This window comes from Sorangium sp. So ce296 (genome assembly GCF_051529605.1).
Taxonomy (GTDB): domain Bacteria; phylum Myxococcota_A; class Polyangia; order Polyangiales; family Polyangiaceae; genus Sorangium; species Sorangium cellulosum_D.
The window spans coordinates 61,843-85,426 of the sequence record NZ_CP150325.1 but is presented as its reverse complement, the minus strand read 5'-3'; the positions used below and the strand labels follow the sequence as shown (position 1 = coordinate 85,426).

Sequence of the window (23,584 nt, the reverse complement as noted above, 5' to 3'; positions counted from 1 at the left end):
AGCATAGGCGTCACCTCTCGGCGCGAGAAGCGCTAAGCTCCGCGCGCATGAAGACGGAAGGCGGCTCGCCCTTGAACTTGAACCCTGAACCCCACGCCGCCAGCGATCGCAGGCGCCTGCGCGGCGGCGCGCCGATCCAGATCGGCCTCCTCGGCTGCGGGACGGTCGGCGGCGGCGTCCTCCGCCTCCTCGCCGAGAACTCCGGCTACCTGGCGGAGCGCGCTGGCGTGCCCCTCGTGGTGAAGCGCGTGGTCGTGCGCGACCTCGAGAAGGAGCGCGTCTCGGCCCTGGATCGCGGCTTGCTCTCCACGAACCCCGCGGAGGTGGTCGACGACCCCTCGATCGACCTCGTCGTCGAGGTGATGGGCGGCGAGACGCCCGCGCGCGAGCTCATCGAGCGCGCCATCGATCGCGGCAAGGGCGTGGTCACCGCGAACAAGCTCCTGCTCGCCGCCCACGGCCCCGCGCTCCTCGCGCGGGCCGCGGCGCGCCAGGTCGACCTCGCGTTCGAGGGCGCGGTCGGCGGCGGCATCCCGATCATCCGCACGCTCCGGGACGCGTTCGCGAGCGACTGGGTCGAGCGCGTCACCGCGATCGTGAACGGCACCTGCAACTACATCCTCACGCGCATGCGCGACACCGGCGCGTCGTTCGACGCCGCGCTGCGCGAGGCGCAGGACCTCGGCTACGCCGAGAAGCCCGATCCGTCGCTCGACGTCGACGGCCACGACGCCGCGCACAAGCTGATCGTGCTGGCGATGCTCGCCTTCGGGGCGCAGGTCGACGCCGCCCAGGTGCACACGTCCGGGATCCGCACCATCGAGGAGGCCGACCACCTCTACGCCGATCGGTTCGGCTACACGATCAAGCACCTCGCGATCGGCCGCGACCTCGGCGACGCCATCGAGCTGCGCGTGCACCCGACGCTGATCCCGAAGCAGAGCGTGCTCGCCAACGTCTCCGGCGTGCTCAACGCCGTGCTCCTCGAGGGGCGCGCCGTCGGCCCGTCGCTCGTCTACGGCCGCGGCGCCGGCGATCTGCCGACCGCGGTCAGCGTCGTCTCCGACGTCCTCGACGTCGCGCGCTCGATCGCCTCGGGCGTCGCCGGCATGCAGGGCCGCGGCATGTCGATCAAGCCCCGCCGGGTCCGCCCGCTCAGCGAGATCGTCTCGCGGTACTACCTGCGCTTCGCGGTCGAGGACCGCCCGGGCGTCATGGGGCGGATCGCGGGCGCGCTCGGCGACGCCGGCGTCAGCATCGAGCAGATCGTGCAGCAGGGGCCGACCAAGCGGAGCTCGGGCGCGGCGGCGCGCGAGCCCGCGGTCGACGTGGTGCTCATCACGCACGACGCGCAGGAGGGGCTGGTGCGGAGCGCGCTCGACGCCGTCGCGCGCGAGGAGTTCCTCCGCGAGCCGGTGCACCTCTTCCGCATCGAGGAGCCGTGACGTCCCACCGCGACGCGCCGCTCGGCGTGTTCGACTCGGGCCTCGGCGGCCTCACGGTCGTGCGCGCGCTCCGCGAGCGGTGCCCCGCGGAGGACATCGTCTACCTCGGCGACACGGCGCGCGTCCCGTACGGCACCCGGTCCCCCGAGACGGTGGTCCGCTACGCGCTCGGCTGCGCGCGCGTGCTCATCGCGCGCGGCGTCAAGGCGATCGTCGTCGCGTGCAACACGGTGAGCGCCGTCGCGATCGACATGCTCCGGGTCGAGCTCGATCTGCCCGTCCTCGGGGTCATCCTGCCCGGCGCGCGCGCCGCGGTCGCCGCCTCGCGCGGCGCCACGATCGGCGTGCTCGGGACGGCCGGGACGATCGCGTCGGGCGCCTACCCCCGCGCCGTGGCGTCGCTCAGCACCCGCACGGAGGTCGCCGGCCAGGCGGCCCCGCTGCTCGTCTCGCTGGCGGAGGAGGGCTGGGTCGAGGGCGAGGTCCCGCGGCTCGTCGCGCGGCGCTACCTGGAGCCGCTCATCGGCGCGGGCGCCCGCTCGGTCGTGCTCGGGTGCACGCACTTCCCGCTCCTCCGCGCGGCGATCGAGGCCGAGGCGGCGTCGCTGGCCGGCGGCCCCCTCCCGATCGTCGACAGCGCGTCCGCGACGGCGGAGGACGTGGCGTCGTTCCTCGTCGAGCGGGGGCTCGCGACGTCCCGGACCGCGCCGGGCGGCCTCGGGCTGCTCGTCACCGATCTGCCGAAGAGCTTCGCCGCGGTGGCGAGCCGGTTCCTGGGCGAGCCGGTCGTCGCGGACGGCGCCGGCCGGCCTCCGGCCGCCCCCGCTGCCGTCCCCGCGACCCTCTCCGCTGCTCCCCCCGGAGCAGAAAAGGGCGGCGCGGGGCGTTCCGCCACCCAGGGCGTCGACGTGGAGCAGATCGACCTGTAATACGCAGCAAGCTTGGCCCGGGGTCCCGGGCGCAGAGGAGGTTTTCCACACGATGACGCAGCTCAGGTGGCTTTCGGCCGGCGAGTCGCACGGGCCGGAGCTCGTGGCGACCGTCGAGGGTATTCCGGCGGGCATGCCGCTCCTCGCGGAGGACATCGACGAGGATCTGGCGCGGCGGCAGCGCGGCTACGGGCGCGGCGGGCGGATGAAGATCGAGACCGATCGCGTCCGCCTCGTCGCCGGCGTGCGCGGCGGCGAGACGCTCGGCGGCCCCATCGCCATGGTGATCGAGAACCGCGATCACGCGAGCTGGGCGGGGCGGATGGGCCCGGAGCCGTTCCCCGAGCCGCCCGAGGCGCTGACCCGCCCGCGGCCGGGCCACGCGGACCTCGCCGGCGGCCTGAAGTACGCCCGGAAGGATCTGCGGGACGTGCTCGAGCGGGCGAGCGCGCGCGAGACCGCGGCGCGGGTCGCGGTGGGCGGCGTCTGCCGCAAGCTCCTCCGGTCGGTCGGCGTCGAGGTGTTCGCCCACGTCCTCTCGATCGGCGCCGTGCGGTCGACGATCTCCGCGGCCTCGGGCGCGGGCGATCTCCCGCTCGCCGAGCTCCGCGAGCGCGCCCGCGCCTCGGACCTCGCGTGCGTCGACGCCGAGGCGGCGCAGGCGATGCGCGACGCCATCCGCGAGGCCGCGCACCGCGGCGACACGCTCGGCGGCGTCTTCGAGGTGATCGCCACCGGCCTGCCGCCCGGGCTCGGCAGCCACGTGCAGTGGGACCGCAAGCTCGACGGCCGGCTCGCGCAGGCGCTGATGAGCATCCAGGCGATCAAGGGCGTCGAGATCGGCATCGGCTTCGAGGCCGCGCGCATCTCGGGCTCCGAGGTGCACGACCCGATCGCGTACGACCAGGGGGCACACGCGTTCACCCGCCCGTCGAACCGCGCGGGCGGCCTCGAGGGCGGCATCACGAACGGCATGCCGCTCATCTGCCGCGCCGCCATGAAGCCGATCGCCACGCTGAAGCGCGCGCTCCCCTCGGTCGACGTGCGCACCAAGGAGCAGTTCGACGCCGCCTTCGAGCGGAGCGACGTCTGCGCCGTCGCGGCCGCCTCGGTCGTCGGCGAGGCGATGGTGGCGATCACGCTCGCCGCCGCCCTGCTCGAGAAATTCGGCAGCGACAGCCTCACCGAGCTCTCGCGCAACGTCGACACCTACCTCCAGCAGGTCCGCTCGTACTGAACGCCATGGCACTCCCCCCCGACGCTCCTCCGCTCCTGCTCACCGGCTTCATGGGGACGGGCAAGTCCACCGTGGGCCGCATCGTCGCCGCGCGCGCGGGCCTCCCGTTCATCGACCTCGACGACGCCATCGCGGCCGAGGCCGGCGAGGGCGTCCCGTCGCTCTTCGCCACCCGCGGGGAGGCCGGCTTCCGCGCGCTCGAGGCAGCGACCCTGCGCCGGCTCCTCGCCACGCGCGGCCCGCGCGTCATCGCCCTCGGCGGTGGCGCGCTTGTCGATCCCGCGCTCCGCCTCGAGGCGCTCGAGCGCGGCTGCGTCGTCGCGCTCAGCGCGACCCCGCGCACGATCGCCGCGCGCACGCCGAGCGGCGGCCGCCCGCTGCTCGACGGCGCGCCGGATCGGGAGGCGCGCATCCGCGAGCTCCTCGCCGCGCGCGCCTCCGTCTATGCCGAGGCCCACGCGCGCGTCGTGACGGACGGCGTCTCCCCGGAGGACGTCGCCGCGCGCGTCCTCCGCGCCTACGAGGATCGCCCGCTCTTCGTGCCGCTCGGCGACAAGAGCTACGCGGTGCGCATCGCCGCCGACGGGGCGGCGTCCGCGGCCGACGCCGTCGCCGCGCTCTCGCCGTCGTCGGTCTTCGTCGTCACGGACGAGAACGTGAGCTGCCTCTGGGGCGCGCCGCTGCTCGACGCGCTCGCGGCGCACGCGAAGCCGGCCGCGGCGGTCACCGTGCTCACGCCCGGCGAGGAGCACAAGCGGCTCGCGGCCGTCGAGGCGGCGCTCACCGCGATGCTCGACGCGGGCGCCGATCGCGACGCGGTGGTGCTCGCGCACGGCGGGGGCGTGGTGACCGACATCGGCGGCTTCACCGCGTCCACGCTCCTGCGCGGCGTCCGCTGGGTCGCGGCGCCGACCACGCTCCTCTCGATGGTCGACGCCTCGGTCGGCGGCAAGACCGGGGTCGACCTCGGCCCCGCGAAGAACGCCGTCGGCACCTTCCACCAGCCGTCCGCGGTCGTCGCGAGCCCGGCGGCGCTCGCGACCGAGACCGACCGCGCCTTCCGGAGCGGGCTCGCCGAGGTGGTGAAGTCGGCCTGCATCGCCGATCCGGAGCTGCACGCGCTGCTCGAGCGCGAGGCCGACCGCGTCCTCGCGCGCGACCCCGGCCTGCTCGCCGAGCTCATCCGCCGCTCGATCGCCGTGAAGGCGGCCATCGTCGCCCGCGACGAGCGCGAGTCGGGCGACCGCGCCCTCCTGAACTTCGGCCACACGCTCGGGCACGCGCTCGAGGCGGAGGGTGGGTTCGTCCGGCTGGCGCACGGCGAGGCGGTGTCGCTCGGCATGGTGGCGATGCTCCGCGTCGGCTGCTCGCTCGGCGTGACCGACCGCGCGGCGGCCGACCGGGTGGTCCGCCTGCTCGCCCGGCTCGGGCTGCCCACGCGGCTCGAGGACGAGCCGGTCTCCGCCTCCCTGCGCTTCCTGTCGCTCGACAAGAAGCGCCGCGGCTCGTCGGTCCGGACGGTGCTGATGCGCGACATCGGCAGCACGTTCGTGGAGCCGATGCCGCTCGACCGCCTCTCGTCGCTCCTCGAGCGCGCGGCGGCCGGCGCGGCCTGACCCGGGTCGCTTCGCGGCGGGCTCGACGAGAGCGCTGGTGGCGCCGCCGGCGCTCGCGGCGCCGCGCGGTGCGCCCGGGACTGCCCAGCTCCGGGCCGGGCGGTGCGGCGCCGCGCGCCCGCGTCGCCGCGCGCCGCGGGGGTTGCGCTGACGATGAAGAAAATCGCTCAGCGTTGAATTTCCTCGAAAAAAATCCCGGCACACGGCCCCCGTCGTCCGCTTCGCGCTATCTTTCCCGGCGCCAATGGTGCCCTCGACGAAAAAGAGAGTCTTGGTGGTGGAGGACGAGGAGGACACGGCGACGATGATCGCCCGGTTCCTCAGCGACGAGTTCGACACCGTGATCGCGACGAACGGGGTCGACGGTCTCGCGCTGGCCCAGCAGGAGCCGCTGCCGGATCTGGTGATCGTCGACATCATGATGCCGAAGCTCGACGGGGTGAGCATGACGAAGCGGCTCCGCGAGAACGATTCGATGCGCCGGGTGCCGGTCATCTTCCTGACGGCCAAGTCGGATCCGATGGACGTCATCGCCGGCATCCAGGCCGGCGCGCGCCACTACATCACGAAGCCCTTCGTGCTCGACGACCTCAAGAAGAAGGTCCGCAAAGCCGTCTACGGCCGCTAGAGCGGCGGTCACCCGCTGCGGATACGGGCCCATCTCGACGTTTTCGGTGCTCGGCGTACAGGAGTACGCCTGTGCGCCGAAAACGCCGATCTGGGCCCGTCTCCTGTGCGGGTGACCGCCGCTCTGGGTCCTGCGGATGACCGCGGCGCTGGGGTTCAAGGAGCCGGGGGAGGGGAGACCGCGGGCGCGTGTGGGAGCGCGGGGGCGCGGGGGCGGGGGGAGGGCGCTCCAGCGGCGGGCGAGTGTAAAGGCGCGAGAAGAATGGTGAAGAAGATCGCTTGAGGCTTTCGGCGTCTGGGACGTTTCTCGGGGTGAGCCGAGCGGTTTCTGTTGAGGCGCGGAGCGCCGTGAACCAGGGATCTCGACGGTTTCTGTGGCCGTTACACGGCTGGATGCGTCGGCGAATACCTTGTTTCCTGATGGGTTGTCAGGAGAATTCTTATCCCTGTCACCGCAGGTCGGGCGCCGGTGCTGGGCGCTGGCGAGGCGGGCGCGGTGATGGGGCGGGCGCGGTGATGGGGCGCCTGCCGCGAGGGCGGTGGGGGGCGGGGGCGGCGTCAGCTGCCGCCGCGGAGCGGGACGCTGCAGGACTTGAGCGCGCGCTCGAACAGCTCGAGCGAGCGCGCGATGCTCGAATGCACCCGGCGGATCTCCTCGGCCGACGTCGTCGCGAGCTTCACGATCTCAAGCGCCTCGCGCGGGTGCGCGTCGTCGTAGTTCGCATGCGCAGCGAGCCACGTCAGCGACTTGCTCCCCTCGCCGTAGAGCTTCGTGAAGGCCGGCAACACCACGCGCGACCACTCGCCCGTGATCCCCTCGATCGCATAGTTGACCGCGCCGACCGCCTCCGCGAGCGAGCCGCGGTAGGACACCGACCAGAGCCACTCGAAGAGCGACGCGACCTCCGGCGTCGGACGGTGGCTCGTGATGTCCGAGGCGCTGATGCCGTGCCCCGCCGCCCAGTCGAGGTACCAGCGCACGTGCAGCGCCTCGACCCGGATGTTGCCGATGAGCCAGTCGCGCACCAGGAAATCGCGCGGCGTCTGGCCGTAGGTCGTCTTCGCCAGGCTGAGCCCCATGTACTTCGGGAACGCCTCGACCACACAGAAGAACTCCCGGATCAACACGCTCCAGGTCTCGTGGTCGACAGGCTCCGTCAACGTCCGCGCAATCGGCGGCGTGTACACCGCCGCCTTCCACTGATCGGCCAGGGACTCGAGCATGTCCTCGACCCAGACCGGATGCGGCGTCGCCTTGAGGCTGTCCTTGACTTCCTTGTGCCGCTGCGAGCGAGGTGAGAGCATGAAATTACCTGGAGGGTTGCTGGGTCAATCTCCCTCGTGACTGCCCGCCGGTCTCCACCCCACCACATCCCCGCAGGCTGACCGGCCCGCGGCCGTCAGGAGACAAGTCGCGGCGCGGGCACGATGCTGACGCTCAGGCTCACTGGACGAACGAGCCAGCACGATGACCTCACCATGAGAGGCTTCGTGTACATATGTGTCCCGCCTGCACCAGTCTGGATCGGGGCGGAGGAGGAAGTCAATAGGCAAACGAGGGCGCCGGCAGGACGAAGCTCGAAGCGAGGGCCGGGCCCCCGCAGGTCGTTCACCAGATCACCTCGGAGAGGCACTCGGTCGCCCCGCGGAACCGGCACCGCTGGTGCGTCACCTTCGGGGTGGACGCGCCGCACAAGAGCAGCGCCTGCTCGACCCAGCCGCAGACGCCGTCTCCGCAGTTCATCGCCGAGGGCCCCTCGTCGTCCCCGGTGGGGCCCGTGATGGTCAGCACCCACTCCCGCGGCTTCACCATCCGCGGGAAGACCTTGCCGGCGTCGAAGTAGCGCGACCAGAACATTCCAGTGCGGGCGACGATCGTGTCGGGCATCGCGATCGAGAGCGCGAACTTCAACACCGTATTGAGGTCGCGGTCCGCGACGTAGCGGGCAAACCGCTTGATCTCGGCGGCCTGGTCGTTCGCTGTCCGCACGTGCGTTCGCAGGGCCCGGTTCCAGACGCCGATCGGGTACCAGCTGCTCGCCAGCAGCGGCTGATTCAGTACGTCCCGGTCTGACTTGGGCAGCGAGGTCACCAGCCGCTCCCAGGCCCCCGCGTCGCGGTTCGTCGTGACGAACGACCGGAGGTTGACCAGCAACGTCCCTTTGCATTTGCCGGGGGGGATCGAGGATTTGCTCTTCGTATCGTACGTCTTCATCGCGGCGAACCTACGGCGGGAAGCCCCGGCGACGCCGAGCCCCATCGCGGGCGCGGCGCGTGCATTCTCGGGCGGGAAGCTCGTCCCGGGAGCACATCGTCGGGGCAACTCCAGGAGTCGTGGTTGTTCATTGCAGGGGAGCGTGAGTCGGGCGCGATGGCAAGAGATGATTACGCGGGAGCAGGCGCGCGACACGGGCCGCCGCGGCGGAGGGCAAGATCACGCCGTTGTCCAGCTCTCCTTTTGACCCGACACGCCATACCTCAGGGAGGCCCCGTCGGGATCCGTAGGCGAATAGAGGTGTAACGCGCATTACGCGACTTCGTGCGGCGGCGGGCGCCGGCGCGCCCTCCGGTGGGCGCCGCGGCGCTGCGGAGCGCGCCCGGACGAGCGGGCCGCGACCCGGGGACGAGCGACGGCGGCGCGACGGCGGCGCGACGGCGGCGCGGGCCGGGCGGCGGGCGGCCCGCCGCGGATGCCCCCGCGCGCCGCGGCCGAGGTGATGCGCCTCGCAGTTGCCGTCCTCCGCGAACCTCGGTACCCCTACGCGCATGAGCGAATCCACGACAGGCCGGCCCGCCGCCGGCCACGCGGAGCCCGAGCTGCCGCACATCGACGTCGCCGAGCGGGGGGCGCCGCGCGACGGCCGGCCCCAGGTCATCGACCGCCGCCTGTTCATGCAGCTGCTCGTGTTTCGCTGCCCCAGCGCCGCCGATCCGGCGGAGCTGACCGCGGCGGTCGGCCAGGCGCTGTCCTCCCAGCGCGTGGGCGCCGTCGTCTACGAGGACCTCGGCGATCCGCGCGGGATCGCGGTGCTCACGTGGGCCGAGGACCCGGCCGTCTTCGTCCAGACCGTCCGGCCGGCGCTCAACCGCGGCGAGCTCCGCGCGCTGGAGCTCCGCCCCGATTTCACGATGCTCGGGCGCACGTACTCGACCGGCTACGAGCAGGACCTCGACTACTGGCTGCTCCGGCGCCCGTCCGAGACCGTCCTCAACCCCGCCTGGCCGTGGGCGGTGTGGTACCCGCTGCGCCGCAGCGGCACCTTCGCCAAGCTCGACGGGCGCGAGCAGGGGAGCATCCTGCGCGAGCACGGCACCATCGGCCGCGCCTACGGCGCGCAGGACCTCGCGCACGACATCCGCCTCGCGTGCCACGGCCTCGACGCCCGCGACAACGAGTTCGTGATCGGGCTCGTCGGCAAGGAGCTCCACCCGCTCTCGCACATCGTGCAGGCGATGCGGAAGACCCGGCAGACCTCGGAGTTCATCAGCCAGATGGGCCCGTTCTTCGTCGGCCGCGCCGCCTTCCGCAGCCCCGGCGGCTGACGGGGGCCGTCCGTCCGCAAACCCAGGCGGCTGACGGTTCCCGTCAGTCCGCAAACCCAGGCGGCTGACGGTTCCCGTCAGTCCGCAAACCCAGGCGGCTGACGGTTCCCGTCAGTCCGCAAACCCAGGCGGCTGACGGGAACCGTCAGTCCGCAAACCCAGGCGGCTGACGGGAACCGTCAGCCGACGCCGGCGAGGGCCGAGAACGCCCTCGCCAGCGCGTCGAGCCGCGCCGCGGCGCGGGCCTCGGCGTCCGCCAGCGGCTCGCCGGCGGCGACCTCCTCGCGCACGTCGAAGTAGAACTTGATCTTCGGCTCGGTGCCGCTCGGGCGCGCGATGATCCGGCTGCCGCCGTCGAGCTCGTACACGAGCACGTTGCTCGGCGGCAGGACGAGCGGCTCGGTCTGGCCGTCGCTCGAGGTGCGCGTGCGCGCCTCGAAATCGCGCCACGCCGCCACGGGGACGCCGCCGATCTCGGCCGGCGGGCTCTTCCGGAGCGCGGCCATGATCGCGGCGATCTTCTCGACCCCGTCGACGCCGCGCAGCGTGTAGGAGCGCTGCCCGCTCACGTAGAGGCCGTGCTTGCGGTGGATCGCCTCGAGCTCGTCGAGCAGCGTCCTGCCCTCGGCCTTGCGCGCCGCCGCGAGCTCGGCGAGCGCCACCGCGGCGCTGATGCCGTCCTTGTCGCGCACCGTCGAGCCGATCGTGTAGCCGAGCGCCTCCTCGAAGCCGAACACGAAGCGGGCGCCGGTCGAGCGCTCGATGTCCATCGCCCGGTTGGCGATCCACTTGAACCCGGTCAGCGTCTCCTCGTAGTGCACCCCGAGCGACGCGGCGATCACGCCGAGCAACGGGGTCGAGACGCACGAGGCGAGCACAAGGCGGCGCTCGTTCGCGGCGCCGGCGCCGGCGCCGGCGCCCCCCTCGGTGAGCAGGTAATGGCCGAGCAGCACGCCGACCTGGTTGCCCGTCAGCTGCACGAGCTCGCCGTCCGGGCGCCGCACCGCCACGGCGAGCCGGTCGACGTCCGGATCGTTGGCGAGGACGAGATCGGCGCCCTCCCGCCTCGCGAGGGCGAACGCCAGGTCCATGGCGCCCTTCTCCTCGGGGTTCGGGAACGCGACCGTGGGGAACGCGCCGTCCGGCTCGGCCTGCTCGGGCACGCTCGTCACGCGCGTGAAGCCCGCCCGCTCGAGCGCCTCGCGCACGAGGCGGTCGCCCACCCCGTGCAGCGGCGTGTAGACGATGCGCAGGCCGCGATCGCCGTCGCCCCGCGCCGAGGCGCCGAGGATCGCGCGGAGGTAGCGCTCCTCGAGCTCCTCGGGGAAGTCGCGCACGAGGCCCTTCTGCCGTGCCTCGTCGAGGGGCATGCGCGGGACCTGATCCGCCGGCGGCGCGGCGTCGATCGCCGTCGCGATGCCGGTGTCGTGCGGTGGGATGATCTGTGCGGCGTTGTCCCAGTAGACCTTGTAGCCGTTGTACTCGGGCGGGTTGTGGCTCGCGGTCACCATCACGCCGGCGGCCGCGCCGAGGTGGCCGACCGCGAACGCGGCGATCGGGGTGGGGCAGGGGACGGGCGAGAGGTGGCTCGGGATGCCCGCGGCGGCGAGGGCGCAGGCGGTGTCCTCGGCGAATTCGCGGCTCCTCCGGCGGGCGTCGTAGCCGACGACCACGCCGGCGCTCCGCGCCCTGTCGCCGAGCGTGGCGAGGAGATACCGGGCGAGCCCGGCGGTCGTCCGCAGGATGACGGCGCGGTTCATCCGGCTCTCGCCGGCGCCGAGGACGCCCCGGATGCCGGCGGTGCCGAACTCCAGGGGGCCGGCGAAGCGCTCGGCGAGCTCGGCGCGGACGCCTTCCTCGCCCGCCCTGGCCGCGGCGATGAGCTGGCGCAGCTCGCTCTGGGTCTCCGGATCGGGGTCGTGGGCAAGCCAGCGCTCGGCGGGCTCGAGGACGAAGTCGTGGCTCACGACATCATCTTTAATTCAAGCCGGCCGAGGTGTGCACCAGGCGCGCGCGATTCGGCGCGCGGCGCCTCGCCTGCCCGCCCCTCCCACCGCGCGCGCCTGGTCCGCCCGGGCCGGCGCTATCCGGCCTTCTTGCCGGCGGCGAGCGCCTCGGCGAAGCGCGTGTCGTACTGCCCGCCGCGGAAGTCGGCGTCCGCCAGGATCTGGCGGAGGAACGCGAGGTTCGTCGCGGCGGGGCCCGACGGGCCGGCGAGCTCGATCGTCGTCTCGGCGAGCGCCCGGTCGAGGCGGGCGATCGCGTCGCCGCGCGTCGGCCCGTGGGCGACGATCTTGGCGAGCAGCGGATCGTAGAACGGCGTCACCTCGAGCCCCTCGGCGACGCCGGTCTCGATCCGGAGGTCGTCGCCCGCGGCCGGCCAGCGGAGCGCGGCGATGCGGCCGGGCTGGGGCGCGAACTTCTTCGCCGGATCCTCGGCGTAGAGCCGCGCCTCGATCGCGTGGCCGCGGTACGCGTGGTCCCGGACCTCCGGCGCGAGCGGCTCGCCCGAGGCGATGCGGATCTGGTGCTCGACGAGGTCGAGCCCGGTGCACATCTCGGTGACGCAGTGCTCGACCTGGAGCCGCGCGTTGACCTCGAGGAAGAAGAGCTCGCCGCTCTCCGCCGCGACGAACTCGACGGTGCCGGCGCCGACGTAACCGGCGCTGGTCACGACCCGGAGGGCGCTCTCGTGGAGCGACCGCCGCCGGGCCTCGCCCGCCTCCCCCTCGAAGAAGGCGGCGGGCGACGGCGTCTCCTCGACGATCTTCTGGTGCCGGCGCTGCGCGCTGCACTCGCGCTCGCCGAGCGCGACCGCGCCGCCCTTCCCGTCGCAGAGCACCTGCACCTCGATGTGGCGCGGGCGCTCGATGTACCGCTCCATGTACACGCGCGGGTCGCCGAACGCGGAGCGGCCGCGATCCGAGCACGCGGTGAGGGCGCGGGCGAGCTTGCCCGGCTCGGCGACGACCTGCATGCCGATGCCGCCGCCGCCGCCCGCGGCCTTGACCAGCAGCGGGAAGCCGATGCTCTCGGCGGCGCGCTGGGCGGACTCGAGATCGGCCGGGTCGACCGGGCCGCCCGTGCCCGGCGGCGGGAACACGTCGGCGCCGCGCGCCTGCTCGCGCGCGAGGATCTTGTCGCCGAAGACGTGGAGCACCGCGGGCGGCGGGCCGATGAACGTGACGCCGGCCTCGAGGACCGCCGCGGCGAACGCCTCGTTCTCGCTGAGCAGCCCGTAGCCGGGGTGGATGCCGTCGGCGCCCGTCGCGCGGGCCGCCTCGACGATCGCGTGGACGACCAGGTAGCTGTCCTTGACCGGCGGCGGCCCGATGCGCACCGCCTCGTCGGCCATGGCGACGTGCGGCGCGCCCGCGTCCGCGTCCGAGTACACGGCGACCGTCGCGATCCCGAGCCGTTTGCAGGTCCGGAGGACGCGGCAGGCGATCTCTCCACGGTTGGCGACGAGGATCTTCTTCAACACGGCCGACAGCTACGCCCCCGCGCGGCGGGGCGTCAAGGCGCTCGCGGCGGGCGATGCGCCCCCCGTGCGCCGCCCGACGGCGTCGTACGGCGGCGCCTGGCGAGCGCCCTCAGCCGAGCGCGCGCCGCACCTTCGGCTTGGCCCCGAGCAGCACGAGCTGGCCGCAGGCCGCCGAGACGTCGTCGCCGCGCCGGCGGCGCACGAAGCACGAGTACCCCGCCTGGGTGAGCACCTCCTGGAACGCGGCCACGCGCTCCTGGGCCGGCGGGCCCAGCGAGGAGGCCTCGATCGGGTTCATCGGGATGAGGTTGATCTTCACCGGGAGCCCGCGCAGGAGCTTCGCCAGCCGGCGCGCCTCGGCCGGGTCGTCGTTCTGCCCGGCGACGAGCGTGTACTCGATGGTGATGCGCCGGCGCCGCGGCAGCGGGTAGGCGCGCAGCGCCGCGAGCAGCTCGTCGAGCGGGTACTTGCGGTTGATGGGCATCAGCGCCGAGCGGGTCTCGTCGTCCGCGGCGTGCAGCGAGATCGCCAGCGCGATCTGCCCGCCGAACTCCGCGCCGAGCCGCGCGATCTCCGGGACCAGGCCCGACGTCGACACCGTGACCCGCCGCGTCGAGAGGTTGATCCCCTCCGGGTGCGTGAGCAGGCGCAGCGAGCGCGCGGTGTTCTCGTAGTTGTGGAGCGGCTCGCCCATGCCCATGTAGACGACGTTGCGGAGGTCCTCGCCCTCCTCGAGCATCGCGCGCCCGAGCAGCACCTGGCCCGCGATCTCCTCGGCGCCGAGGTGGCGCTTGAGCCCCGCCACGCCGCTCGCGCAGAACCCGCACCCCATCGCGCAGCCGACCTGCGTGGAGATGCACTGGGTGACGCGGACGCGCGGCGCCGCGCCGGCCTCCGCATCGTCGTCGTCCTCGTCGTCGGCCGCCGCCGCCGCGTCGGCGTCGAGCTGCGCCTGCGAGCCGGGCCCCGACACCGACGGGAGCAGGACCGTCTCGATCGTCGCGCCGTCGCGCAGGCGCAGGAGCAGCTTGCGCGTGCCGTCCTCGGAGCGGTGGACCCGCTCGGGCGTCAGCACCTCGCCGAGCCCCTCCGCGGCGAGGTGCTCGCGCAGCCGCGCCGGGAGGTTCGTCATCGCCGCCGGGTCGAGGACGCCGCGGCGGTGGATCCAGTGGAAGACCTGCTTCGCCGTGAACGACCGCTCTCCGCGGGCGGCCAGCGAGGCCGACCACTCCTCGGGCAGGCGGGCGACGGGGTGAAGCGGGGTGGAGCGCACCTCCGTGGCGTACTGCGCGCCGCCCCGAGCGGCAAGGGCACGGGCGCGAGCGCCGAGGGCGGGCGCCCGCGCCGGTCTCAGGTCAGCTCTGCGTCTCGGCGTGCGCCGCCGCGAGCTGCCCGTCGCGGTCGCGGCGCGCCCGCGTCCGGCTCGCCGCCTCGAGCGCCTCGCGGGTGTAGCGCTCGAGCGCCTCGGCCCGGTGCATCGCCGTGTGCTCGGCGAACACGCGCTGCCGCGCCCGCTGGCCCACGGTGAGGCGCTTGTCCTCCTTCATCTCCCGGAGCTTCCGGAGCACGTCCTCCGGCGTGCGGACGAGGAGGATCTCCTCGCCGGGCTGGAAGAACGTCTCGATCCCGGGCCAGGTGTCGCTCAGGACCGGGGTCCCGCACGCGGCCGCCTCGAACAGGCGCGCGCTCGGCGACCACCCGGACTCGACCATCGCCCGGCGGGTCAGGTTCAGCGTGAAGCGCTGGGCGTTGTAGAAGATGCGGTGATCGTCCGGCGGCAGGTGCTCCGTCCGGGTGACGTTCTCGGGCCACGCGAGCGACGCCGGGTACTGCGCGCCCGCCACCGCGAAGCGCCCGCGGCGCATCCGCCGCGCGGGCTCCAGCAGGAGCCGCTCGACCGCCGCCTGCCGGTCGTCGCTGTACGTGCCGAGGTAGCCGAGATCCCAGCGCATCGGCGTCGGCTGCGGGTAATACACGTCGGTGTCGGCCGCGCAGTAGAGCGCCCGCGCGCGCACCGCGCCGTGGCTGCGCTCCAGCCGCTCCAGCGTCGGGCCGCCCGTCGCCGACAGGTAGAGGTCGTACCGCGGGATCAGCGCCGGCGTGAGGTACGCGTGGTCCCCGTGCGCGAGCCGGCCCAGCGTGACCGGTGTGTCGAGATCGTAGAACGCGGCCTTGCCGCGGGCCTCCTCCGTGATCCACGCCCCGACGGTCGCCCCTTCCGGGACGAAGGAGCCGACCACCACGAGATCGGCTTCGCGCACCGCGCGTGAGAATCGATCGCGGAGCTCGGTAATGCTCGAGTACTGCTCGATCGCGCCGTAAGGCGGGTTGGGCAGGTCGCGGTGCTGATCGTAGATGGAGAGGTTCCGCTCCAGAAAGAGCACGTGGTGGCCGCGCGCCGCGAGCGCCCGGAGGAGCGCTCTGTACGTCGTGGCGTGGCCGTTGCCCCACGAAGACGTGATGGAGAGTCCCAGGAAGACATAGCGGTAGGTAGGTGTCGTCATAACGTGGTGGCGGCGAGGGTTGAGAGATCCCAGACGACGTGCCGGCCCGGAGTGGCCGGTCTCGAGACACACCGCAGCGACGCCCGTGAGGCCGGAACCGGCCTCACGGGCGCAGCCAGGCAGGCGGACACGCCGGGCTGGACGAGGCTGGGCCGCGCCGCCCGGTTCGGTAACGAGAGCTGCACGTCGATCCGGTTGCCCTGGCGCCGCGCGAGCGGGCGCGGCGACGAGCGAGCGAACCCCGGATTAACATGCGTGCTCACGCTCTGCAATCCTGTGAGATGCGGTTTCTCGTCCGAAGAGGCGTATTCCCCGTCAGGACCTCAGGCGATAAGGCCCGGACTGATCTCGAGACGATGAACGGCGCAGAATCGTAACGTGCTGAGGGATAAAGCGGCTCGATCGCGCAAAGCACCCGCGGCGAGCGAGGTTCGCGTGGCCGTGGCCGCGGCCGCGGCCGCGGCGAGGCAACCGGCCTGTGCGGCGAAGAGCAGATTCGAAGAGATGATGAGAAAACCGGGACCGCTATCGTAATGGTCAGGCGCGGCTGCTGGTCGAACGGAGCGATGGCGGGCGCTCCCGCACGGGAACGCCGCGGCAGCGCGTGAGACGTCGCCGGAGCCGGCGCGGCCCGATGAGCGCGCCGCCGCGGGCCGCAGGGCGACGGACCTCTGCGCTGCCGGTCTCGATGAAGGCGCGGCGGAGCGCGGGCGCGCAGGGGGGGCGCCGTCCGATCGGGCGCGCCGTCGGAGCGGCGGGCTCAGCCGGTGCCGTGAGGCGCGGAGGGGCGCGCGGAGAATTCGTCAGGGGAGCGGGAAGGCGGGAGGCGCACGGCGCCGCGGGCCGCCTTCCTGCTCGGAGAGGGCGTTGCCGCGGAGCGCGGCGCGATCGCCTGCGGGGTCGTCCAGCCTGGAGCGGCGGGGCGCGGCGCGGATGCCGCCGCGACGTTCAGCTGGCGGGGCGCAGCCCCCGCCAGCCGTCGAGCACCTCGGCGATGTTGGCGAAGCGGCGGTCTGGGCTGTGGGCGAGACCCCGGTTCACGAACACCTCGACATGCTTGTCGACCGGCGGCGGCATGAGGTTGCCGAGGCGGCGCGGCGGCGTCCTCGTCTTCAGGTCGGCGAGCATCATCAGGTTGCGCGCGGCGTAGGGGAGCTCGCCCGTGAGCGCCTGAAAGACCACCGTCATGGCCGCATAGAGGTCGGCCCGGTGATCCACCGTCTTGCCCTTCGCGAGCTGCTCCGGCGGCGCGAACCTGAAATCGCCGAGACACCGGCCCGGCAAGCTCACCACCTCGTCGTCGAACGCGGGCGGGAGCTTGCACGAGCCGAGATCGATCAGCGTCAGCCGCTCGCCGTCCGGGCCCCGGTCGAGGAGCACGTTCGTGGAGCTGATGTCGCGGTGGATGATGCCAATCTCGTGCAGCTCGGCGATCGCCAGCCAGAGCTGCTCGACCAGCGGGTGTAGGGCGGCGAACGGGATCGGCCCCAGCCGGGCGAGGCGGTCGCTGAGGAGCTCGCCCTCCCGCAGCTCGAAGACGAGGAGGGGGCCGTGCTCCGGGTCCTTGCCGCCGTCGATCGACGGCAGCGTGTGCGGGCCCCGCAGCCGCTGGCACGCCGCCGCCTCGCGCCGGAAGCGCGCCTGGGCCTCCTCCAGGGGCATGCGCTCCGGCGCGCTGAGCACGCCCCCCGGGTCCAGCCGCACCGGAGGCTCGCCGAGCACCTTCACCGCGACGCGGCGGCCAGCGCTCGCGTCCTCGGCGCTGAACACTTCACCGAGGCCTTCGCGGCGGAGATGACGCACCACGCGGTAGCGCTGGAGCAGTACGGTTCCGGGCACGATTGACAAGAGCGGCCTCCTTCGCTTGACAAAGGGGGTCCAGCGCGTTCCGGTCGCCTCCCCCCAGTCCCCAGACAAGCTCATTTATCACGCGGGCGCGACAGAGGAAGCGCCGCGCGCGTCGCGGGGTGAAAAGGAGGCCGCGCCTACACCTGCCACGCCGCATCGCGCGGCCTCGTCGCCCGGCCGGTGCGCTCGAGGTCGCCTGGACGAAAAAGTATCGTGGTGTGGGCGAGGGGGGAGGCGAGCGCCGCCGGCCGGGCATGCCGTCGCAGCAGGGCGCGGCGGGGCGGGGCGCGGCCGGGCGCCTGGGCAGGGGGCGCGCGGGCGCGTCGCTGCGCCGTGGAGTTACGCCGTAGAGTTGCCCGTGGCCGCGCTCTCTGGCGACGATGCGCGCTGGAGCGCGGTAATCGGCGGTGATTGCATCGAGGAGCCGGGGCCTCGCGGCGCGCGGCTCCGGCGACTGGCCACCACCCCCGAACCGCTGGCCATTCTCGTGAACTTCGCGTAGCTCCCACACAGGACGGACGGTCCGCGGGGAGGGGCGGCAGGGGCAATGCGAGCGGGAAACGTCATCGACGGCCGGTTCGAGATCGTGGAGCTCGCGGGCGCCGGCGGCATGGGCCACGTCTTCCGCGCGTACGACCTCACGACCGGCGAGACGGTCGCCCTCAAGGTCCTCCAGAACGCCGCCACCCAGGACTCGAGCCGCCTCTCGCGCGAGGCGCAGGCGCTCGCCACGCTGCGGGTGCCGGGGGTGGTGCGGTACATCGCCCACGGCGTCACCGACCTCGGCCACCCCTACCTCGCCATGGAGTGGCTCACCGGCGAGACCCTCTCGCAGCGCCTCGCCCGGCAGGCGTTCACGCTGGACGAGAGCCTCAAGCTCGCCCGGCGCGTCGCGACCACCCTCGGGTCCGTGCACCGGCTCGGCGTCGTCCACCGCGATCTGAAGCCGAGCAACCTGCTCCTCGTCGGCGGCGCGATCGACCGCATCACGCTCATCGACTTCGGCGTGGTCCGGATGTCCGGCATCGATCAGCAGCTCACCATGCCCGGCGCCATCCTCGGCACCCCCGGCTACATGGCGCCGGAGCAGGCCCGCGGCGAGGCCCAGGTCGACGCGCGCGCCGACGTCTTCGCGCTCGGCTGCGTGCTCTACAAGTGCATCTCGGGGCGCGCCCCGTTCCGCGGCGCGCGCGGGCTCGCGGTGCTCGTCAAGGTGCTCCTCGAGGAGCCGCCGTCGCTCCGGTGGCTCCGCGAGGACGTGCCCGAGGCGCTCGACGAGCTCGTCACGCGCATGCTGTCGAAGTCGCCCGAGGGGCGGCCGAGCGACGGCAACGCGGTCGCCGCCGAGCTCGCCGCGCTCATGGATCCCGCGGCGATCTCGGTCCGCCCGCCGGCCAGCTCCATCCGCCCGCCGGAGCTCACGACCGGCGAGCGCAAGGTGATGTGCCTCGTGCTCGCGCGCGACGGCCGCGCCCCGGCCGCCGCCGAGGCGGCGCTCCCCGAGGTCGACGAGCAGGCGCGCGCGCAGGCGCTCTCGGCCACGGCGGCGCGCTACCGGGGCCAGCTCGAGCTCGTCGAGGCGCGGCTGCCGCTCGTCGTGCTCTCCGGCGCCGGCGCGACGACCGACCTCGCGGCCCGGGCGGCCCGCTGCGCGCTCGCCGTGCAGGCGCTGCTCGGCGGCGCGCCGGTCGCCGTCGTCACGGGCAGGGCCGAGATCGCCTCGCGCATGCCGATCGGCGACCTCATCGATCGCGTCGTCCAGCTGCTCCCCGAGCGCCGCGCCCCGTCCCGCGCGGCGGCGATCCGCATCGACGAGGTGACGGCGGGGCTGCTCGGGGCGCGCTTCGAGATCACCGCGGACGAGGCCGGCCAGTGGCTCCACGGCGCGCGCGAGGGGCCGGACGAGGTGCCGCTCCTGCTCGGCAAGGCCACGTCGTGCGTCGGGCGCGAGCGCGAGCTGTCGCTCATCCGGGACGAGCTCGCCCGGTGCGTCGAGGAGTCGACCCCGAGCGTCGTGCTCGTCACCGGGCCGGCGGGCATCGGCAAATCGCGGCTCCGCCACGAGCTCGTCCGCGCGATCCGGGAGGACGGCGAGCCGGTCGAGGTGTGGCTCGGGCAGGTGGACCCGATGAGCGCCGGCTCGTCGTTCGGCCTGCTCGCGCACGCGCTCCGGCGGGCGATGGGCCTCTCCGAGACCGACGCCGTCGAGGAGCGGCGGCGCAAGGTGCGGGCGCGGGTCGAGCGGCACGCGTCGCTCGACGCGGCGCGTGTGGCGACGTTCCTCGGCGAGCTCGTCGGCGCGCCGTTCCCGGACGACGACGTCCAGCTCCGGGCGGCGCGGCGGAACCCGATGCTCATGGGCGACCAGCTGCGCCTCGCCTGGGAGGACTTCCTGCGCGCCGAGTGCGCGGTGCACCCGGTCCTGCTCGTGCTCGAGGACCTGCACTGGGGCGACCTGCCCACGATCACGATGGTCGACGCCGCGCTCCGGAACCTGAAGGACCGGCCGTTCATGGTGATGGCGCTCGGCCGCCCGGAGGTGCACGAGCTCTTCCCGAAGCTGTGGGACGAGCGGCGCGGGCACAAGCTCCGCCTCGCGGGGATCTCGCGCCGGTCGAGCGAGCGGCTCGTGCGCCAGGTGCTCGGCGAGCGCGAGAGCCCGGGGCTCGTGGCGACGCTCGTCGAGCGCGCGGACGGCAACGCCTTCTACCTCGAGGAGCAGATCCGCGCCGCGGCGGCGGGCAAGGGCGCGGACCTGCCGGAGACGGTGCTCTCGATGGTGCAGGCCGAGCTCGACGCGCTGGACGTCGGCGCGCGGCGGGTGCTGCGCGCCGGGGCGATCTTCGGCGAGAGCTTCTCGCGGAACGGGGTCGCCGCGCTGGTGGGCCGCGCGGAGGTCGACCGGCTGCTGACCGAGCTCGAGGCGCGGGAGCTCATCGTCCGGCGCTCGGTGGAGGGCGCGCCGGAGGTGATCGAGTACCGGTTCCGGCACGCGCTCGTGCGCGAGGCGGCGTACGGGATGCTGACCGATCACGATCGCCGCCTCGGCCACCGGCTCGCCGGCGAGTGGCTGGAGCGGACGGGGGCGGCGGACGCGATGGCGCTGGCCGAGCACTTCGAGCGCGGCGGCGAGCCGGCGCGGGCGGCGACGGCGACCCTGCGCGCCGCCGAGCAGGCGCTGCTCGGCAGCGATCTCGGCGCGGTGATCGAGCGGGTGGAGCGCGGCATCGCGCGCGGCGCGTCGAAGGCGACGGCGGGGGCGCTGCGGCTCTGCCAGGCCGAGGCGCACCTCTGGCGCGGCGAGTTCGCGCTGGCGGAGCGGCGGGGGATGGAGGCGCTGGAGCGGCTCTCGCCCGGATCGGCGCCGTGGTTCTCTGCGCTCACGCAGATGATCCTCGCCGCCTCGAAGCGCGGCAACCACGACCAGGTCGAGCGCCTCTTGCGCGTCGCGCAGACCACGGAGCCGCGGCGCTCGGCGCGGACGGCGCGCAGCGTGTGCCTGTGCGCGGGCGCCGGGCGCGTCCTCTTCGGCGGGCGGTATCAGCTCGCGGACGAGCTGCTCGACGCGATCGAGCAGGACGCCGAGGAGACCGATCTGGAGGTCGAGGTGCTGGCGCGGCTCCACGAGGCGCGCGCGTACCGGGCGATGGCGGGCGGCGATCCGGGCTCGAGCTTCGCGGGCTTCGAGGGGGCGCTCGCGGCGTTCGAGCAGGCCGGCGACCGGCGCAACGCCTGCTGGGCGCGGAACAACCTCGGCTCCTGCTACGCGGAGCTCGGCGATTTCGAGGGCGCCGAGGCGGCGCTGCGCGCGTCGCTCGCGGACGCGGAGCGGATGGGGCTGTCGGACGCGCGGCTCGGGGCGCTCCTCGGCCTCGGCCCGGTGCTGGCGCGGCTCGACCTCGTCGAGGAGGCGCGGCGGACGGCGGAGGAGGCGATCGCGACGTCGCAGGGCCTCGGCGACGCGCGCCGGGAGGGCGCCGCGCGGACGTGCCTCGCGAGGATCCTGCTCCAGACGGGCGATCTCGGCGGTGCGGAGCGCGAGGCGCGCGCCGCGGTGGCGATCCTGTACGGCGCGCCGCCGCTGCGCGCGTTCGCGTACGCGGTGCTTGGGCGGGCGCTGCTCGACGCGGGGCAGGCGGTGGACGCGCTCGCGGCGACGACCGAGGCGTTCTGCCTGCTCGAGTCGGTGGGCGCCGAGGTGGGCGAGTCGCTGGTGCGGCTCGCGCACGCCGAGGCGCTCTCGGCGTGCGGTCACCGGCGGGAGGCGATGATGGCGATCGCGTCGGCGCGGGAGCGCTTGCTCGATCGGGCGAGGAAGATCGGGGATCCGGCGTGGCGGGCGAGGTTCCTGGGCAACGTGCCGGACAACGCGGCCACGCTGGAGATCGAGCGCAGGTGGCTGGGGGCGTAGGCCGGCGCTCGAAGGCGCCGGAACGGGATCCCACTCCGCCGACTGTCGTCTTCCGTCTCCCGTCTGCCGTCTCCCGTCTTCCGTCTTCCGTCTCCCGTCTTCCGTCTTCCGTCTTCCGTCTGCCGTCTTCGTGCGCGTGCGCGTGCGCGCTCCGGTTCGTCCCCATGCCTCGTGGAGTCATCCCTCGCGTCTGCCTCGGGGAGAGTGGGCGCTCCGTGAACAACTCAGCACGCTTCTACGCCAATGCCCGGTGGAACCGCGATGGCAGCGGTGTCCTCGTGGATGTCTGTCGTGTGACGGGCTTCGTGCCGTCTGCTGATGGGAAGACGCCAAGATCTGCTGGATCGAAGCGTCGCGATGCTCACGAGAACCTGTCTCCGGTGGAGGGATGGCGGCATAACCGAGCACGCGCACGCGCACGAGCACGCGCACGAAGAGGGGGACCGGAGACGGAAGACGGGAGAGGGGAGACGGAAGACGGGAGAGGGAAGACGAGCGGCGCGCTACACGGCGCCGGCGGGCGCCCGGCTCAGAGGAACTCGCAGAGATACCCGGTGGGCTGCGCGGCCTTGACGTCGAAGCCGCTCTTGCCGGCCACCTCGAACGACGTCCCCGCCGGGTACACGCGCCATTCCTGAGAGCCGTCGAAGCGGACGGCGAGCTCGCCCGCGACGACGGTCATCCGCTCCGGCGCCTCGGTCGAGAAATGGAACTCGCCAGCGTCGATGACTCCCACCGTCTGCCGGCGTCCGTGGCGCTCGAACCCGACGCTCTGGACGCTGCCGTTGAAGTAGCTGTTGTGCTTGAGCATGGCGCCCTCCTACCGCGTCCCGCGCCGAGAGGCCAGCCTCGACGCTCCCGGTCGCCGCGCGGCCGCGGCCGCGAGCCGCCGCCGGGAGCCGGCCGTCTGGGCGCGCCGGGCGGCCCCGGCGGCGAGGCTGAGCATCGCGTCGCCTCCCAGGCGCAGAACGCCGCCACGGCGTGAACGCGAGCGCCGCTTGGGCGCGCGGCGCGCGTGCGGGTGGGGGCAAGAAAATTTGCCAGGTGGGGCAAGAAACTTTGCCCTTATCGTGTCTCTGACCCTGCGGTACCACCGCGTTGCCAAGGCACGGTCTCCCGCGAGCTCCGCGACGCAGCGACGCCCGAAGGGCTGCTCGTCATGGACAATGCCACCTCGTGACAGGCCCTGCTTTGGCTACAACCTGCATGAGAGAGACCGCTACCGGTAGCTGACCCTGGCGGGGGGACGCCTGGCCTCTGTGGTTCGGCGACACATCGGATTTCGGGGCCGCGCGCGGGCAGCGCGCGACACCGGCGAGACGCTCACCACGGCCGCTCCGCTGAAGCGACAGACACCGGAAGCATGAATGGAGGCAGCGCGTGACACACGACATCAAGGGCGAAGAAGGCACACTCCTCGAATCCCAGGACAACCTCGCCGTGGCCCGGCCCGGAGACGACAGGCGAGCCCGGTCGAGCGGGAAGGGTCGAGGCACGAGGTTTCTCATGAAGATGGCGATCGCCGTCCTCTCTTCGATGGCGCTCGCAGGCTGCGTCGCCCAGGAGGGCGATGAAGCCCTGAGCGACGAGGCCCTGAGCGATGAGGCCCTGAGCGATGAGGCCGTGGGAGAGGCGGAGCAGGCGCTCCAGATCGGCCTCTCCACGGTGAAATGCAACAGCGGTTGGCCTGGTACGCGGGGCTGCTTCACGCAGCTCGTCAGCGCGACGGACATCGTCCCCGGTTCGATCACCGTGCAGATCGATGGCCACAACGGCGCTGTGGGGTATAGCGCATCCCAGTCCGGGGCCCGGCTCATCAATTTCTCGGCGAGCATCCGCGAGGGCAACGCGTTCGACCCGGAGTCGAACACGACGAAGTTCATCGTGGCGTGGCTGCGCCAGTAGCGGCGCGGCCCGGATCCGACCCGGGTTGGCGGCGA

General features: G+C 73.4%; 17 protein-coding genes and 1 pseudogene. 10 read left to right on the top strand and 8 right to left on the bottom strand.

The annotated features are described in order from the left end of the window. Positions 1 to 47: 47 nt before the first annotated feature. The 5 genes from WME98_RS00335 (at position 48) to WME98_RS00315 (ending at position 5,855) form a co-directional block, all read left to right on the top strand. Positions 48 to 1,445, top strand: a complete 1,398-nt coding sequence (locus tag WME98_RS00335) for a homoserine dehydrogenase (RefSeq protein WP_020737690.1) — start codon at positions 48 to 50, stop codon at positions 1,443 to 1,445. Further along, positions 1,442 to 2,374 (top strand): glutamate racemase, encoded by a 933-nt coding sequence (murI, locus tag WME98_RS00330; RefSeq protein WP_437949374.1) that lies wholly within the window; start codon positions 1,442 to 1,444, stop codon positions 2,372 to 2,374. The genes WME98_RS00335 and murI overlap by 4 nt, the downstream gene beginning before the upstream one ends. 52 nt (positions 2,375 to 2,426) lie before the next feature. After that, a complete protein-coding gene (gene aroC, locus WME98_RS00325) occupies positions 2,427 to 3,611 on the top strand; it encodes a chorismate synthase (RefSeq protein ID WP_020737688.1) in 1,185 nt (394 codons plus the stop codon). A 5-nt stretch (positions 3,612 to 3,616) separates the two neighbouring features. Beyond that, positions 3,617 to 5,227, top strand: coding sequence for a 3-dehydroquinate synthase (aroB, locus tag WME98_RS00320; protein ID WP_437949373.1), 1,611 nt, complete (start codon positions 3,617 to 3,619; stop codon positions 5,225 to 5,227). Between the two features lie 274 nt (positions 5,228 to 5,501). Then, positions 5,502 to 5,855: a response regulator transcription factor gene (locus WME98_RS00315; protein WP_020737686.1), complete on the top strand. Its 354-nt coding sequence runs from the start codon at positions 5,502 to 5,504 to the stop codon at positions 5,853 to 5,855. A gap of 557 nt (positions 5,856 to 6,412) precedes the next feature. On the opposite strand, the gene WME98_RS00310 is transcribed toward WME98_RS00315, so the two are convergent. Both WME98_RS00310 and WME98_RS00305 read right to left on the bottom strand, forming a co-directional pair. Further along, positions 6,413 to 7,159 carry a TenA family transcriptional regulator gene (locus WME98_RS00310; RefSeq protein ID WP_061621432.1) on the bottom strand — a complete coding sequence of 249 codons (747 nt, stop codon included), beginning with the start codon at positions 7,157 to 7,159 and terminating at the stop codon, positions 6,413 to 6,415. A 304-nt stretch (positions 7,160 to 7,463) separates the two neighbouring features. Further along, a complete protein-coding gene (locus WME98_RS00305) occupies positions 7,464 to 8,069 on the bottom strand; it encodes a hypothetical protein (RefSeq protein WP_437331617.1) in 606 nt (201 codons plus the stop codon). A gap of 551 nt (positions 8,070 to 8,620) precedes the next feature. Between WME98_RS00305 and WME98_RS00300 the strand changes: the two genes are divergently transcribed. Beyond that, positions 8,621 to 9,397, top strand: coding sequence for a chlorite dismutase family protein (locus tag WME98_RS00300; RefSeq protein WP_437331616.1), 777 nt, complete (start codon positions 8,621 to 8,623; stop codon positions 9,395 to 9,397). 179 nt (positions 9,398 to 9,576) lie between these two features. On the opposite strand, the gene WME98_RS00295 is transcribed toward WME98_RS00300, so the two are convergent. The 5 genes from WME98_RS00295 to WME98_RS00275 form a co-directional block, all read right to left on the bottom strand. Further along, positions 9,577 to 11,364, bottom strand: coding sequence for a phospho-sugar mutase (locus tag WME98_RS00295; RefSeq protein WP_437949372.1), 1,788 nt, complete (start codon positions 11,362 to 11,364; stop codon positions 9,577 to 9,579). A gap of 116 nt (positions 11,365 to 11,480) precedes the next feature. Further along, complete coding sequence (locus WME98_RS00290; protein WP_437949371.1) at positions 11,481 to 12,881, bottom strand: acetyl-CoA carboxylase biotin carboxylase subunit; 1,401 nt, start codon at positions 12,879 to 12,881, stop codon at positions 11,481 to 11,483. A 109-nt stretch (positions 12,882 to 12,990) separates the two neighbouring features. Then, the gene (gene rlmN / locus WME98_RS00285) at positions 12,991 to 14,154 is read right to left on the bottom strand and encodes a 23S rRNA (adenine(2503)-C(2))-methyltransferase RlmN (RefSeq protein ID WP_437949370.1); all 1,164 of its coding nucleotides are present in this window, start codon (positions 14,152 to 14,154) and stop codon (positions 12,991 to 12,993) included. An 82-nt stretch (positions 14,155 to 14,236) separates the two neighbouring features. After that, the gene (locus tag WME98_RS00280; protein WP_061622236.1) at positions 14,237 to 15,385 is read right to left on the bottom strand and encodes a CgeB family protein; all 1,149 of its coding nucleotides are present in this window, start codon (positions 15,383 to 15,385) and stop codon (positions 14,237 to 14,239) included. A 948-nt stretch (positions 15,386 to 16,333) separates the two neighbouring features. After that, positions 16,334 to 17,224 (bottom strand): serine/threonine-protein kinase, encoded by an 891-nt coding sequence (locus WME98_RS00275; RefSeq protein ID WP_437954151.1) that lies wholly within the window; start codon positions 17,222 to 17,224, stop codon positions 16,334 to 16,336. A 367-nt stretch (positions 17,225 to 17,591) separates the two neighbouring features. On the opposite strand from WME98_RS00275, the gene WME98_RS00270 reads away from it, so the two are divergent. From WME98_RS00270 to WME98_RS00260, 3 genes and pseudogenes are all read left to right on the top strand, one after another. Then, entirely contained in the window at positions 17,592 to 17,735 is a 144-nt protein-coding gene (locus WME98_RS00270) for a hypothetical protein (protein WP_437331610.1), read from the top strand. A 45-nt stretch (positions 17,736 to 17,780) separates the two neighbouring features. Beyond that, positions 17,781 to 21,644 (top strand): serine/threonine-protein kinase, encoded by a 3,864-nt coding sequence (locus WME98_RS00265; RefSeq protein ID WP_437949369.1) that lies wholly within the window; start codon positions 17,781 to 17,783, stop codon positions 21,642 to 21,644. Between the two features lie 32 nt (positions 21,645 to 21,676). Next, positions 21,677 to 21,775 (top strand): annotated as a pseudogene (locus tag WME98_RS00260) (hypothetical protein); the annotation flags it as partial. A 398-nt stretch (positions 21,776 to 22,173) separates the two neighbouring features. Here the strand turns inward: WME98_RS00260 and WME98_RS00255 are convergent. Beyond that, entirely contained in the window at positions 22,174 to 22,455 is a 282-nt protein-coding gene (locus WME98_RS00255) for a pyrimidine/purine nucleoside phosphorylase (protein ID WP_061625631.1), read from the bottom strand. A 695-nt stretch (positions 22,456 to 23,150) separates the two neighbouring features. On the opposite strand from WME98_RS00255, the gene WME98_RS00250 reads away from it, so the two are divergent. Then, positions 23,151 to 23,549, top strand: coding sequence for a hypothetical protein (locus tag WME98_RS00250; protein ID WP_437949368.1), 399 nt, complete (start codon positions 23,151 to 23,153; stop codon positions 23,547 to 23,549). Positions 23,550 to 23,584: the final 35 nt, after the last annotated feature.